Origin of the sequence: Gardnerella sp. 26-12 (genome assembly GCF_001660745.1) — a bacterium.
Classification (GTDB): Bacteria; Actinomycetota; Actinomycetes; order Actinomycetales; family Bifidobacteriaceae; genus Bifidobacterium; species Bifidobacterium swidsinskii.
The window spans coordinates 6,784-22,299 of sequence record NZ_LWSR01000089.1; the positions used below are offsets into that span (position 1 = coordinate 6,784).

Annotated in this window: 13 protein-coding genes; 2 read left to right on the plus strand and 11 right to left on the minus strand. The window is 45.8% G+C overall.

Annotation, left to right across the window (positions count from 1 at the left end):
* Window positions 1–509: 509 nt before the first annotated feature.
* From A5295_RS04720 to hrcA, 5 genes are all read right to left on the minus strand, one after another.
* Entirely contained in the window at window positions 510–1,340 is an 831-nt protein-coding gene (locus A5295_RS04720; RefSeq protein WP_004108666.1) for an inositol monophosphatase family protein, read from the minus strand.
* A gap of 226 nt (window positions 1,341–1,566) precedes the next feature.
* A complete protein-coding gene (gene serB / locus A5295_RS04725) occupies window positions 1,567–2,241 on the minus strand; it encodes a phosphoserine phosphatase SerB (protein ID WP_174182566.1) in 675 nt (224 codons plus the stop codon).
* A 4-nt stretch (window positions 2,242–2,245) separates the two neighbouring features.
* Window positions 2,246–3,229, minus strand: coding sequence for a methionyl-tRNA formyltransferase (fmt, locus tag A5295_RS04730; RefSeq protein ID WP_064621923.1), 984 nt, complete (start codon window positions 3,227–3,229; stop codon window positions 2,246–2,248).
* 69 nt (window positions 3,230–3,298) lie between these two features.
* Entirely contained in the window at window positions 3,299–4,450 is a 1,152-nt protein-coding gene (gene dnaJ, locus A5295_RS04735) for a molecular chaperone DnaJ (protein ID WP_004108655.1), read from the minus strand.
* 90 nt (window positions 4,451–4,540) lie between these two features.
* Window positions 4,541–5,557, minus strand: coding sequence for a heat-inducible transcriptional repressor HrcA (hrcA, locus tag A5295_RS04740; RefSeq protein ID WP_004108653.1), 1,017 nt, complete (start codon window positions 5,555–5,557; stop codon window positions 4,541–4,543).
* Between the two features lie 219 nt (window positions 5,558–5,776).
* On the opposite strand from hrcA, the gene tkt reads away from it, so the two are divergent.
* On the plus strand, window positions 5,777–7,876 hold the full coding sequence (gene tkt / locus A5295_RS04745; RefSeq protein WP_064621924.1) for a transketolase: 2,100 nt from the start codon (window positions 5,777–5,779) through the stop codon (window positions 7,874–7,876).
* Window positions 7,877–8,080: 204 nt separating this feature from the next.
* Window positions 8,081–9,184, plus strand: a complete 1,104-nt coding sequence (gene tal / locus A5295_RS04750; protein ID WP_064621925.1) for a transaldolase — start codon at window positions 8,081–8,083, stop codon at window positions 9,182–9,184.
* 155 nt (window positions 9,185–9,339) lie between these two features.
* On the opposite strand, the gene A5295_RS04755 is transcribed toward tal, so the two are convergent.
* From A5295_RS04755 to whiA, 6 genes are all read right to left on the minus strand, one after another.
* On the minus strand, window positions 9,340–9,900 hold the full coding sequence (locus A5295_RS04755; protein WP_064621927.1) for a GNAT family N-acetyltransferase: 561 nt from the start codon (window positions 9,898–9,900) through the stop codon (window positions 9,340–9,342).
* A 6-nt stretch (window positions 9,901–9,906) separates the two neighbouring features.
* Entirely contained in the window at window positions 9,907–10,743 is an 837-nt protein-coding gene (locus A5295_RS04760; protein ID WP_064621929.1) for an HAD hydrolase family protein, read from the minus strand.
* Between the two features lie 147 nt (window positions 10,744–10,890).
* Window positions 10,891–11,139, minus strand: coding sequence for a preprotein translocase subunit SecG (secG, locus tag A5295_RS04765; protein ID WP_004119067.1), 249 nt, complete (start codon window positions 11,137–11,139; stop codon window positions 10,891–10,893).
* Between the two features lie 61 nt (window positions 11,140–11,200).
* Window positions 11,201–12,007, minus strand: a complete 807-nt coding sequence (gene tpiA / locus A5295_RS04770; RefSeq protein WP_064340411.1) for a triose-phosphate isomerase — start codon at window positions 12,005–12,007, stop codon at window positions 11,201–11,203.
* Window positions 12,008–12,171: 164 nt separating this feature from the next.
* A complete protein-coding gene (gene pgk, locus A5295_RS04775) occupies window positions 12,172–13,377 on the minus strand; it encodes a phosphoglycerate kinase (RefSeq protein ID WP_064621931.1) in 1,206 nt (401 codons plus the stop codon).
* Window positions 13,378–14,403: 1,026 nt separating this feature from the next.
* The gene (gene whiA / locus A5295_RS04780; RefSeq protein WP_012914259.1) at window positions 14,404–15,351 is read right to left on the minus strand and encodes a DNA-binding protein WhiA; all 948 of its coding nucleotides are present in this window, start codon (window positions 15,349–15,351) and stop codon (window positions 14,404–14,406) included.
* Window positions 15,352–15,516: the final 165 nt, after the last annotated feature.

Genomic DNA, 15,516 nt, shown 5'->3' on the forward strand with positions numbered 1-15,516 from the left:
TTTGCAAATCGGCAAGATGCTTCGCACTCATAATCTTCTTCGTCATTATTCCTCATTTCAATAATGTGTCTTCTTTATGTTTCTGCTTATGCATAACTTGTAATATGCAATAATGCAGCAGCCAAACAAATTAGCATTCGCCTCTTTGTTTCATACCAATTTGCTATTTACACAACGCTTCATACTCTCTTAATACGTTTCAAGCATGCATAAAAATGTGCAAACTGACATTCGTACAAGTTATATGGTACTCAACTATTCATACATTGCAAACCTTTTCATGCAATAATTTGTGTAGCGTAAATCACATAATTCGCAAATCACGCATGAATACGTATAAATTACATGTTAAGACGTCATAATATTTATGAAAAAAAAATTACGATACGCCGCAAGATAATTGAATGCTTACGCAAGGCTACGAGTTACTTGCGTAATGTTATTGACTGCTTACGTAAGACTATTAACTACTTACGCAAGAATATTAGTTACTTACGCAAGAATATTGCTTATTTAAGATACGGCTTTAACTCGTTAATAAGCAAACCGTTAGAAGCAACTACGTCATTTTCGCGTCGCCAATGAATAGGGTTTCCATCCCACTGGCAAACCTGACCCTGCGCTTCTAGCACAACCACGGCACCAGCAGAAACAGCTGGAATATCCCAATGATGCAAGTGAGGCTCAAAATAAGCGTCATAAGTGCCATCTGCCACCTTGCACAAGTCGAGCGACGCAGGTCCAATACGCTTAATATCCGCAGGGCAGCCCTCTTCAACAGAAGCGACTACGTCAAGCGCGCGCTTAGATTCACCAGGTATATAAGACATTCCATAACAAACCACAGATCCTTGCAAAGTAGAAGTTGTGGAAGGCGTAATCTTCTCACGCTTCTCTCCTTGCGGAGTTCTACGAATACGAATAGCACCCTGACCCTTTGCAGCCAAATAAGTCAATCCCAACGCAGGAGCGTGCACAACGCCAAGAACCGGACGAGCGGAGCCTTCATCGTTAAACTCAAAAAGCGAAACCGTAAGAGTCCACTCAGCCATATCGCGATTAAAATTAATAGCACCGTCAACGTTTCCAACGCACCAAAAACGTTCTCCTGGATTGCACTGCTCCGGCTTAGTTTGCCAAAAACCTTGGAAAGGATTCACATAAGTCAAACGATTTTGAATAAAACGCACGAGCTTATCGCCAAAACCAGATTCAGATTTATTAGGATCACCCAACGCAATCGACGTCATATCTTGAGGGCTTAATTGATCCTGATACGCATGTTTACCAACATCTTCCAAAATACGCGCAACTTCAAGCGCAACTTCTCGTAAATTCAACTTACACTCCCTACCCTAAATGCATAAATTCCCGTATTTATGCACACTCTCTCTCCCATAAATTAACTTTATTTTACTCAACAATAGAAAGATTCACCAACACATTTAAGCTCTGCGGTTAAAAGATACAGAACTTTCACAAAAAATTTAATCATTAATCTTTAATCATCATTCGCAATTTTACATTGCCTACGTACATTACTCAACTTTTACTTTTAAAAACGTATTAATTCGCATTCAAAAAACGTAAGACAGCGCTTAAATCGCGAGTAAGAATGCAGTAAGGAGTAGCCGCTTGAACTGTTGGTTTTGCGCAAAAAGCTACGCCTAATCCAGCGAATTTAATCATTGAAATATCGTTCGCTCCATCCCCCACTACAACAGTTTGTTCGCGATCAATTCCAAGATTAGTTGCCCAAGTTCTAAGCGCTTCAACTTTTGCATTAGCATTAACAATATTTCCAAGTACGTTGCCAGTAAGCTTGCCGTCAATAGACTCTAAATGGTGAGCCGCCCAAAAATCAATATTCAAACTCGGCAAAAATTCGTCCAAAATCTCATGAAAACCGCCAGAAACTGCGCCAACTTTCCATCCGTGCGCATGAAGCGTGTCAATTAAAACATTCGCGCCTTTAGTTACATGAATTTTAGAAATAATACGCTTTTTGCACTCGTCAATATTCAAATCGCGAAGCATACTCACGCGCGAACGCAAGGAAGTATCGAAAGTAATTTCGCCACGCATTGCTCGCGCTGTAATCGCAGAAAGCTCATCGCCGCATCCAGCTTCTGCACCGAGCAAATCGATAACTTCTTCCTCAATAAGCGTTGCATCAACATCCATAACCAAAAGCCCTGGTTTAGACAAAGTTGGCAACACCGAAGAAAAGTTCATAATCATAATTTTATGCGCAGTAAGCTGCTGCCGAAAGCCTAGCTCCGCGCGCCCAGTCTGCCGCTTTCATAGCTTTCTTACCTTGCGCTTTTACTTCCAAAAGCTCAAGTGCGCCGCTTAAAGTACCGACCCAAACTTGCTTCTTACCAGCAAGCAATTTTCCAGGATCAAGCTGATTAAAATCTTGAGCATGCGGATCGTTAGCATCTGCCGGAACTGCGCGTAAAACATGCAAAGTAATCGGATCCGCATTATGTTCATCGTCCGCATGAAGCTCGCACCACGCGCCCGGATTTGGCGTACAAGCGCGAATTTGACGATCGACTGCAAAAGCTGGCGCATGAAAATCAATATGAGCATCTTCAACAGTGATTTTTTGCGCAACTTCTTGAGGAGTTTGATCTTGCTCAACCGGCACAATTTCACCAGTTTCCATGCCGCGAAGAGATGCTGCAAGAAGCGGCGCGCCGTCGTTTGCAAGTCGTGCAAGAAGATCGCCAGAATTTTCGTGAGACTCAATTTTTGTAGTAAACTGCGCCAAAATAGGCCCACAATCCATGCCGCGCGTAATGCGAAAAACCGTAGCACCTGTAATATCATCCCCAGCCCAAATTGCGCGCTGCACAGGAGCTGCACCTCGCCATTGCGGAAGAAGCGAAAAATGAAGATTATACCAGCCGAGCGGCAACGCGTCTAAAACATTCTGTCGCAAAATCTTGCCGTATGCTACAACTGCTGCAGCTTTTGCACCGGTTGCCGCAAGCTGTTCAAGAAACACATCTTCATTTTTAGGATCCGACTCAAGCACTGGCAAGCCGAGCTCAAGAGCAGCCTGTTTCACAGGGCTTGGCACAAGCTTTCTACCGCGACCAGTCGGAGCGTCCGGTCGCGTAAGAACAGCGCGAACATCAAAATGCTCACTATCTTTAGTTAACTCGCGAAGAGACGGAACCGCAACTTCCGGAGTTCCAGCAAACAATATTGGTAATGCCATATTTCCCCACTATTTTAAATCAAAGCCGTAAATTAAAGCCGTTTAAAGCAGTAAATTAAATCCGTAAAATCAGCCGGCAAAAGCTTCCTTTAATTTACTAAAGAAACCTTTACGCTCACTCGACTGCTCACTTAACGAATGCTGCTGCACTTGCTTCATAGAACTATCATGCAATTTAGCAAATTTTTCAATCAAAGCACGCTCTTCATCATTCAACTTAGAAGGCGTTTGCACTAGCACATGAACCACGATATTTCCGCGATCTTTAGAACGAAGCTTCGTCACACCAAGATTTGGCAAAGTAATAGTGTCTTCATTTTGGCAGCCTGCAGGAATCGTTATTTTCTGAGCACCATCAAAAGTGTCGATTTCAAGACTACGACCAAGAACAGCCCAGCTCATAGGAACTGTAATCCAACAATGCAAATCATCCTCGTTACGAGTAAATTGCTTATCTGCACGAATATGAATATCAACGTACAAATCGCCGGCAGGACCGCCGCACTCACCAACGCTTCCTTGGGAAGCTAAGCGCAAACGACTACCGTCACGAATTCCAGCCGGCACGTTCACTCCAACTTCACGAATTGAACGCACACGACCATGACCGTGGCAGTTTTGGCAAATATTCTTAATAATCGTGCCGTGACCTTCGCAATGCTCACAAGGCATCGAAGACATCATTTGACCGAGCATAGTGCGCACAACTTTTTGGCAGAAGCCAGAACCGTGACACACAGAGCACTGTTCTGGAGCGGAATTGTCGGCAGAACCGGAACCAGAGCAATCCTTGCAAACGCCAAAAGTAGTTAACCGTACGCTAACATTTCCGCCAAAAATAGCGGTTTTCAAATCAATACGAGCCTCAGCTAACGCATCATCGCCAGGCTGCACACGCGAAATTGGTCCTTGCGAATTACCGAAAGAACCGCCAAAGAACTGGCTGAAAATGTCGCCCATGCCCATATCTGCAAAACCAGCACCTGAAGCTCCGGCACTTCCTGCAGAAGGATCGTTAGGATCAACACCCATGTCTACCATTCGACGCTTTTCAGGATTAGAAAGCACGTCGTAGGCAGCATTTACTTCCTTAAACTTTTCTTCAAACTCAGCGCCTGCAATATCAGGATGATATTTGCGGCTCATTTTGCGATAGGCTTTGCGAATTTCGTCGTCGCTAGCATTGTGATCAACGCCTAGAACTTTGTAGTAATCAGTCAATTAATTCCCCTTTTACCTTTTTCTAAAATCATTCTTGCATAAGGCACAGCCAGACATAAGCCGAATAACCAGCCATAAACCAGCCACGTTTTATGAATTTTCGGATATAAACGAATTAAGGTAGCGCGCAACAGCCTTAACAGCAGTCATCGTTGCAGCATAATCCATATGCGTAGGACCAATTGATCCAATAAACGCAGAGTCAGAATCAGCATTGTATCCGTAAGTGCTTGTTACAACAGAAGCGTTAAGCAAACCAGGAGTGTGCGTTTCCGAGCCGATTGCAACACTAACACCACTTGCACAATCGCTTGCTTCCTCACTTAACGAAGTCATCAGTCGCATAATAACAGCCTGTTCTTCGAGTGCGTCAAAAAGTGAAGCAAAATCAACAATACTTTGTCTATGCGCAAGTTGAGAAGCTCCAGCCATATATAAGTCGTGAGTATGCTCACCGTCATGCATATCTTCTAAAGCGTTAGCAAGTTGACTAATAATTTGCAAAGCTGACGCTAAATCCTTGCGATTTGCGAGCGCATAAACGCGTTGTGAAGCAGATGAAAGAGATAGCCCAATGCAGCACTCATTAACCATATTAGTTAGATGCAATAAGTCATTTGAATTTATAGTAGTTGCTTGAATCATGTGCTGAGCTACGCCTCCAGCATCTGTAATCACAACAACCAAAAGCGTAGAAGACGATACTTGAACAATCTCAATTCTTTTTACTTTTGACTTAGACAATGCTGGAGATGCTACGAGAGCGACTTGACCCGTAATACTTGCAAGAAGACGCGCGGAACGTTGCAAAGTATCTTGCAAACTAACAGATCCGCTTAAAAAGTTACGTATAGCGCGACGCTGCGGTTCAGAAAGCGGAATAACAGAAGCCAAACCGTCAACAAAGTAGCGATAGCCTTTTTCAGTAGGAATACGACCTGCAGAAGTGTGCGGTTGAACAAGGTATCCCTCCTCTTCCAAAGCCGACATATCGTTACGAATAGTAGCTGAACTCACACCAAGCTGATGATGCTTTGCAAGAGCCGCAGAACCAACAGGCTCTTGAGAACGAATATAATCCTCAACAACTGCGCGCAAAATCATCATGCGTCGTGACTGCATTACCACTCCTTACAAACACTCTAAATACTATATTCCTATAGTAGTCTATTTCTTAGCACGCAACAGAACATAAAAGCAAACTTTTGACACACTTTGTAACATATTCGTCGCGCGCGAAAGATAGGATTGAAGGGCAATGAGAGGGTAAAAAGCCAGCGTAAGCTGTGCTTAAAAACCCGGATTATTGGAAGGAAAGTAGATTACATGACCGATTTCAACTGGTCTGCATTAGACGAGCGCGCCGTAAAAATGGCGAAGGTTCTCTCGGCTGATGCTGTTGAGCGAGCAGGACACGGACATCCTGGCTCCCCTGTTTCATTAGCACCGATTGCGTACACATTGTACCAGCATTTCATTAAGCACGATCCAGCTGACCCAAAGTGGGCTGGCCGCGATCGTTTTATTCTTTCTGGCGGTCACGCTTCGCTTACGCAATACGTGCAGTTGTTCTTCTCTGGATACGGCTTGACTCTTGACGATCTCAAGTATTTCCGTGGCGGTGCAGACACGCGTACTCCAGGTCACCCTGAATACGGCTTGACTCCAGGCATCGAAATGACTACTGGCCCACTCGGTCAGGGTCTTGCTTCTGCTGTTGGTTTCGCTTACGGCCAGCGCTTTGAGCGCGGTCTTCTTGATCCAGAAGCTCCAGCTGGCACTTCCCCATTCGATCACAAGGTTTGGGTTATCTGCGGCGAAGGCGACGTTGAGGAAGGCGTTTCTTCTGAAGCTGCTTCCTTGGCTGGAAACCAGAAGCTTGGCAATTTGACTGTAATCTTCGATGCAAACCACATTCAGATTGAAGGTGACACTAAGCTCACCTTCTCTGAAGATATTCTTGCTCGTTACCGTGCATACGGTTGGTACACCGATGAAGTTAGCTTCATCCAGCCAGACGGCTCCTACAAGGAAGACGTTCAGGCTTTGGCTGCTGCTATTGAAAAGGCTCAGGAAGTTACCGATAAGCCTCACTTCATTAAGGTTAATACTTTGATTGCTTGGCCAACCCCAGGCAAGACTAACAATGAAGCTTCCCACGGCTCCAAGCTTGGCGAAGAAGCTGTTAAGGGCTTGAAGGAACTTTGCGGTTTCGACCCAGAAGTTCAATTCCCAATCGACGAAGAGGCTTTGGCTCATGCTCGCAAGGTTGCAGAGCGCGGCTTGGCTGCTCACAAGGCTTGGGATGAGGCTCTTGCAAAGTGGGCTGCTGCAAACCCAGATAAGGCTGCTCTTTACGAGCGTCTTAAGGCTGGCAAGCTTCCTGAAGGATTCGACAAGGCTATTGACGACTTGGTCGCTGGCTTCGAAGTCGGTTCCAAGGTTGCTACCCGTAAGGCTTCCGGCGCAGTTCTTAACGCAATTGCTGCTGTTATGCCAGAACTTTGGGGCGGTTCCGCTGATTTGGGCGGCTCCAACAACACCAACATTAAGGGCGCTGACTCCTTCGGTCCATCCGAAGACGCAACCCGCACTTGGCCAAACGTTTCCGAGTACGGTCGTCAGCTTCACTTCGGTGTGCGCGAGTTCGCAATGGGTGCTATTACCAACGGTATTTTGCTTGGTTCTGACACTCGCCCATTCAACGGCACCTTCTTCCAGTTCTCTGACTACGAGCGCCCAGCAGTTCGCTTGGCTGCTTTGATGGAGATTCCAAATCTCTACGTTTGGACCCACGATTCCGTAGCTTTGGGCGAAGATGGTCCAACTCACCAGCCAATCGAACACTTGGCTGCTTTCCGCGCTATTCCTCAGCTTGAGGTTGTGCGCCCTGCAGATGAGTACGAGACTGCTGAAGCTTACCGTTACTTCTTCGAGAAGAAGAACAGCTATCCAACTGCTATGATTTTGACCCGCCAAGGCGTTCCAACCCTCGCTGAGACTGCTGAAAAGGCTCGCGAAGGCGTGAAGCACGGCGCTTACGTTTTGGTTGATTGCGAAGGCACTCCAGACGTAATCATCATGGCAACCGGTTCCGAAGTTCAGTGGGCTGTTGCTGGTGCCAAGACTTTGGCTGCTGAAGGCATTAAGGCTCGCGTTCTTTCCATGCCATCTCTCGAATGGTTCGAAGAGCAGGACGAAGAGTACAAGGAAGCAATCTTGCCAAAGTCCGTCAAGGCTCGCGTTTCCATCGAAGCTGGCTTGGCATTGCCTTGGTACAAGTATCTTGGCGATTGCGGCAAGGCTGTTTCTATCGAACAGTACGGCTTGCAGGGTGACGGCGGTCAGAACATGATTGACTTGGGCATTACTGCTGAGCACGTAGTAGAAGCTGCTAAGGCTTCTATCGAAGAAGCTCGCGCCTAAGTAAATAAGCGAAATAAAGCTTGATGTATCAAAATAAAATTGATATGTCACAAAACTAGAAGTGCTAACGAAACACTTCACAAGAGACAGCGACGGCGTGTTGATGCCGAGCTACCGTTGGTTCGACATCAACCGCTGTTTCTTGTAAAAACGCCAAAATACCGACGTGCCCCAATTGGTGGAGCACAGTGTTAAGGAGATAACATGACTGAAGCAACGCAGCGCACCAGCGATTCCGGCGTTTCTATTTGGTTGGACGATTTGTCCCGTACCCGCATTGAGTCCGGCTCTTTGCAGGATTTGATTGCTAATAAGAATGTTGTTGGCGTTACCACCAACCCATCCATCTTCCAGAAGGCTTTGAGCCAGGTTGGCCCATACGATGCACAGCTTAAGGAACTCGGCAAGGTCGACGTTGAAACCGCTATCCGCGAGTTGACCACCACCGACGTTCGTAACGCAACCGATATCTTCCGCGAGATCGCTGAAAAGACCGACTTCGTTGACGGCCGCGTCTCCATCGAAGTTGACCCACGCTTGGCTCACGATACTGCTAACACTGAGAAGCAGGCTGAAGAGCTTTGGGCAAAGGTTGATCGTCCAAACGTTATGATTAAGATTCCAGCAACTTTGGAAGGTCTTCCAGCTATCACCGCTACCCTTGCTAAGGGTATTTCTGTGAACGTAACCTTGATCTTCTCCCTCGAGCGCTACGAGCAGGTTATCGACGCCTTCATCGAAGGTATTGCTCAGGCAGATGCTAACGGCCACGACTTGAAGCACATTGGTTCCGTAGCTTCCTTCTTCGTCTCCCGCGTTGATAGCGCTGTTGACAAGCTCCTCGAAGCTAACGGCTCCGATGAAGCTAAGGCTCTTGAAGGCAAGGCTGCTGTTGCTAACGCTCGCTTGGCTTACGAACTCTTCGAAAAGAAGTTCGCAGCTGACCCACGTTGGGCTGAGCTTGAAGCCAAGGGTGCTAAGAAGCAGCGTCCACTTTGGGCTTCTACCGGCACCAAGAACGCAGCTTACTCCGACTGCAAGTACGTTGACGAGTTGGTTGCTGAGCATGTTGTGAACACCATGCCAGAAAAGACTTTGAACGCTCTTGCTGATCACGGCAACGGCGCTGCTTCCGTTAAGGGCACTTACGAAGAGAGCCACGCTGTTATGAACAAGCTTGCTGAGCTTGGCATCAACATTAAGGACGTTACCGACAAGCTTGAGGCCGACGGTGTTGCCGCCTTCATCAAGTCTTGGGATTCCGTGATTGCTGACGTGCAGTCCGGCATCGATCGCGTAAACGCCTGATTTGATTAATCAGTAATAAATAAACATAAACCGCACATGTTCGTGGATTAATTCACACATGTGCGGTTTTTGTTTGCGGAGCACTCCAAACGAGAGGAAAACTCCCTACAATTGGAGCACTCAAGCAGATTAACCAACTGAGAAAATAACGGTGATTACTTGCCAGAAAGAGTTTGCCAGCGAGATTTGGTTAAAACGTTACGATGGCGTACGCGAGTTTCGTGCATAAGTGGCACGTCAACGGAAGAATCCACGCAATATGCTTCAAAACCACACTTTTCCTGAACGCGCTTCGACTTATTGTTACCATCGTAATATCCGCACCAAATAGTCGTCATGTTAAGCTCGTCAAAACCGTACTGAATCAAAGCTTTCGCCGCTTCCGGAATATAACCGTTACCCCAAAAAGGCTTACCAACCCAATATCCAAGTTCGCATTCGCTATCACTAGAAGTCATATCTGTATGACCGTTAAGTTTTAATTCAATACATCCAATTGCCTTGTTACTCGGCTTTAAGCACACAGCATAACATTCTTTTGCATTAAGAAAAACATTCTTAATAATAGATTTGCTATCCTCAATACTTTTGTGAACAGGCCATCCTGCAATAGGACCCACATCTGGATCCGTGGCATACTTAAACAAATCTTCAGCGTCGTCTTGAGCCCAAGCGCGCAAGATTAATCTTTCTGTTTCGATTATTTGCTTACTCATTTTTACTCACAATCTAGTAAAAAGGTTTGAATTAAGCCATTGAGCAACGCCGTCGTCATTGTTGGAATCGCAAACTTCGTCCGCAATCGCAAGCAAACGCGGATTACTATTCGCCACCGCTACCCCATAACCACCGGCACGGAACATGTCGATATCTATAATATCGTCTCCAAAAACGACTGTGCTACTAGGCTTTACACCCAAACGATTGCAAATAACGTTCAAAGCATGCCCCTTGTTCGCAAGGGGATTCGTAAGCATCCACAAAACATCTTCGCTAATATGCAAGGAAAAATCATCCGGAATAATACGCTGAAGCTGTTCCTTCTCGCAATCTCGCGGCACAATAATGATTTTGTCTGCTATGCCACTTGGAACATTGGAAAAATCTGTAATAATAAAATCCTGCTCGTTCCAAAGCATACGAACATCAAAATTAGTGTAACGAACGTCGTTCATCACAATACCAAGACGGAGCGTAGGTATTTTATCAAGCAATCGCAGGCAAACATCAGCAGCAAGATTAGAGTCAAAACCAAAGCGAGTAAGAGTATCAATGCTTCGCTGCGAAGTAAGTTCAGAAATAGTGCTGTGAACGCAATCAAAATCAATAAGCGCACCGTTTAGATACGCGCAAACTTGAGCTTTTAAATCGTGAACAAAATCAAAAGCGCTTCCAACAGGACGAGCCGTAATAATAGCAAGCGGAATACCAGATTCGTGCAAACGCTCAGCAGCCTGCACAGTTTCGCTGCTTAAAAAGCGGCCTTCAAAAGTATCGGAATCGTGAAGCATTGTGCCGTCAAGATCAGCAATTACTAAAGAAGGAGAAAAACGAAGCATTATAGTTACCCACTATTTTTAATGTGCATAATGAATTTGTAAATCGCACAAATGCAAGCGCGTACGCAAGATCACACACAAGCCCATAAATTTTGATTTATAAAATAAAAAGCGCGCAATCTTTCGACTACGCGCTTAAAAGAATACTTAGATAAGTGAGAACTTAGTCATAAGGTTCAAGGCAACAATAACAGCCACCCAAATCAACGCTATAATAACCGTCCAACGATTTAAGTTCTTTTCTGCAACACCAGAGCTACCAGCGTTCTTCGTTAAACCGCCGCCGAACATGTCGGAAAGGCCGCCGCCCTTGCCCTTGTGCATCAAAATTAACAATGTGAGCAAAATGCTAGTGAGCACAAGCAACACCTGCAAAATAATCTTCACAGTGGACACAACCAACCTCCTGTTTTACAGTACCCGATTAAGTTTAATAATAACCTTTGACCGCTTAAGCTTATTTAGTCTCTAAACGTGTTTGCGCAGCCGTTAGTCGCACAATATTAGCAAGTTCTTGCGCATCAAGAGAAGCACCACCAATTAAGAATCCATCGACATCTGGCTCCGCGATAAGACTTGAAGCATTAGAAGAAGTTACAGATCCGCCGTAAAGAATACGGACAGTATCTGCAACATCGTCACCGAACGTAACGCGCAAGTCTTCACGAATAGCCAATGCAGCTTCCTGAGCTGAATTAGCAGTGGCAACCATACCAGTACCAATTGCCCAAACTGGCTCGTACGCAATAATTAAACGCTTAGCTTGCTTCGCGTCTAAATCGCGCGTTACATCATGCACTTGCCCTACAGCAAAATCGAGCGCAACACCCTGTTGACGTTCTTTAAGACTTTCACCAACGCAAAGAATTGGCTGCATTCCTGCGGCAAGAACAGCTCGAACTTGATCAACTATATTTGCATCATCTTCAGGATGATACTTGCGTCTTTCAGAATGACCAACAATAACCATTGAACATCCAAGACTTGCAAGCATATCTGCAGAAACATCACCAGTAAAAGCACCTTGAGCAGTAACAGAAACAGCTTGAGCTCCGTACAATATTGGCAAATGGTCAGACTCAACAAGAACTTGCACGCTTCTTATTGAAGTAAAAGAAGGCATAAGTGCAATTTCACAATCGTGATAGTCGTAATGCGCGTCACGCAGTAGCCACGCAAATTTTTGTATAAAATGCGTAGCTTCGCGGTGATTGAAATTCATTTTCCAATTACCAGCGACTAACGGCTTTCTTTTGGAAACCATAATCACCCTTAAAAAATTTACGATTGAGATTAATAGTATTGCGCAAATTAGTGTTATGCCGACCTCGATTTACAAAGCGGATTCATAAAATCGAAAGTCGGCATAAGCGAAAATATTTAGTTTATACTTGCTCGCGTAAATATTACTTACTCAAGCAATATTACTTACTCAAGCACACTCAAACCTGGAAGAGTCTTGCCTTCCAAGAACTCGAGAGAAGCGCCGCCGCCAGTAGAAATGTGCGAGAAGCCATCTTCTGGGAATCCAAGATTGCGCACTGCAGAAGCAGAATCACCACCGCCGACTATAGTGAAAGTGCCGTTCTTAGTTGCATCGACCAAGCCCTGAGCTACAGCGCGAGTACCGGCTGCAAACTCTGAAACCTCGAACACACCCATAGGACCGTTCCAAACAACAGTCTTGGAGTCAACAATCTTATCGTGGAAAAGCTTCTGAGAGTCAGGACCAATATCCAAGCCCATCTTGTCTGCAGGAATAGCGTCTGCTGGAACTACTTCTGGAGCAACTGGAGTATCCCCTGCTGGGAAGCCAGCATTCACAACAATATCAGTTGGAAGCACAAGCTCAACGCCATTCTTCTTAGCGGTTTCAATGTATCCTTTAACCTTCTCGAGCTGATCTTCCTCGAGCAAGGAAGTACCAACTTCGTTACCCAAAGCCTTGAGGAATGTGAACACCATACCGCCGCCAATAACAAGACGATCAGCCTTAGAAAGCAAGTTTTCAATAACGCCGAGCTTGTCGGAAACTTTAGAGCCGCCGAGAACAACAGTCAAAGGACGCTCTGGGTTTTCAGTTGCGCGAGAAAGTGCCTTAACTTCCTTCTCAACAAGCAAGCCTGCAGCTGCTGGAAGATCGGCAGCAACATCGTAATTTGAACCCTGAGCGCGGTGCACAACACCAAAGCCGTCGGAAACAAATACTTCGCCAAGAGAAGCAATCTTCTTAGCGTAAGCTGCGCGCTCGGAAGCATCCTTGCTGGTTTCTTCCGCGTTGAAGCGCACATTTTCAAGCAAAACAACGTCGCCATTATTCATGGCAGCTACCTTAGCTTGAGCATCTTCGCCGTAAGTGTCTGCAGCCAAAACAACATTTGTGCCGAGCAATTCACCCAAACGCTGCGCAACTGGAGCCAAGGAAAGCTCTGGAACAACCTGACCCTTTGGACGACCAAGGTGAGCCATCAAAATCACCTTAGCACCCTGCTCACGCAAAGCCTTAATGGTTGGTAAAGCAGCACGAATACGACCATCATCAGTAATCGTCGTACCCTTGAGAGGAACGTTAAAATCAGCGCGAACCAATACGCGCTTACCACTCAAATCTCCCAAATCTTTCAGTGTCTTCATTGGTATCCTTTCCAAACCATATTGACTTACCATATTTGACTTACATACTGGCTTACCGTGCCGGCTTACTTCGTTCAACAAAACACAAAATCAGCCTCAAACATCAACACATTGCCGGGTGCAATTATACCGCACATCTTCAACAATCCCTATGAACAACGCAGCTTTGCACCATTGCTTTGCAAACGTTGCGTCTGTAGCTTTGCAGTAATGCTTCTGCGAAAAGTGGTTTTGTAGCTTTGCAGTTGCGCTTTGCAAACGTTGCGTCTGAAGCTTTGCAGTATTGCTTTGCGGACGGCGATTATTTATTGATTAGTGAACTTTAGCATTATTGCTCTGCTGACGTTGAGTATTTATTGCTTAAAAAACACTAGCATTTGCGCTGCTGCACACACCACGCTAAGCACTACTACCACACCACAGAACACTAGCGGTTTTACTAGTAGTGAGGGGTGGGTGTTGCTTGAGAAGTACGAATATTAGTGTGGTAGAGATTTGAGATTTTTCGCACTGAGCGCGGCGAACGTCAGAGCCGCAGGCTGCTGATTCGCCAAGCGAAGAAGAAAAATCGAAAAATCTCTGCGATAGACACGGTTATTAACGAATTAGCACGCAGAGTTTGGGGGGAATTTCTTTACGAGCACTAAAAGAGGACTGAGGAAGCAACATTCCTTAAGAACAAAGCAGACAGCAAAACCTCTAACAGCCAAAGCGACGAAGGACTGGGCGCGACGACCTGCCGAAGCGCTTAAAGCGTAGCGCGCGAAGGCAACTCGGAGCGTGAGCTTGCTCAAGTTGAAAGCACGGTGTGCTTTCAACGCAAGCTCAGCAGCGAGTACACGCAAAGTGTACGAGCGCTATAAGCGCAAACACAAATTTTCTAGCCTCGTCAAAACCAAAAAACTAAATCAGTTACAAAACTCATAGACGATACTCAAGAATATTGCAAACAAAAAAAGCGCGAGAAGTAAAAAACAACTCACGCAATTAAAAAATTAACTCTGCAATAATCACGCAAAATCAGCATTAAAGCTGCTGCATACGCGACTTCTCAACCTTCGCCGAAAGCTGCAAAAGTCTACGAATTCGCCCTGCAATCGCATCCTTTGTAATAGGAGGATCAGCCAAGTGACCAAGCTCTTCCAAACTTGCGTCGCTATGCTCAAGACGAAGCTTTCCAGCCATCAACAAATTATCTGGAATATCGTCGCCCAAAATATCGAATGCGTGACGAACCTTTTCGCATGCCTCAGCAGCAGCCTTAGCACTACGACGCATATTCGCATCGTCAAAATTAGCCAAACGGTTTGCTTTTCCGCGAGCTTCACCGTCCGAACGCTTACCGGTCCATTCGCGAGCAGAACGAGGAGCGCCAATCAAAATCAACATTCGCTCAATTGCGTCAGAATCGCGCAACGTCACTCGCTCAGAGCTACGAACCTGACGAGCCTTGGCACTAATGCCAAGTCGCGCCGCCATAGTTTGCAAAGCATTTGCAGCCTCATGAGTTGGGCAAACAACTTCCAAATAGCTAGCTTTGCCAGGGTCGGAAATAGCACCGTGAGCCAAGAAAGCACCACGCCAAGCTGCTTTGATTTGGGCGATACTTCCACCAACAATCTCAGGTGCAAGACCTGCAACAATTCTCATACGTCGATCAAGAAGACCAGATTGCAAAGCCAGTGCTGCAGCACCACGCTCAACTACCACGTCATAGCGAACTACAGTGCCCGTAGGAGTTTGCCGAGAAACTTGAGCAATTGTTGCTTCCCTCTGGAAATAAGTTTTCAATACCTCAACAAGCCACTGAGCTGCGCGCTGAGAATCCAACTGAGCGCGAATAACAGCTTGATTATTTACTGGCCTTAAGCCGCCAGCAAAGCGCATCATTGCTGCAGCTTGAGCCATAATGACAGTCGGGAGCTCATTGTTGTTTGAAACGAGTTCATTTTTGACGTCGTCAAGAAGAGCCAAGGGACAACCTCCTACTTTTGTTCTTCTTAAAATATGAGTGCTGTTGGGTACTTGCATGATGCTGTGGCACACGACATGCCCGGCTTTCTGTGATACAGAATACGTTGGACATTTTACCGGTTTTTGCACATGCTTTACATGCTTTTAGTACAAGATTTTTTATAT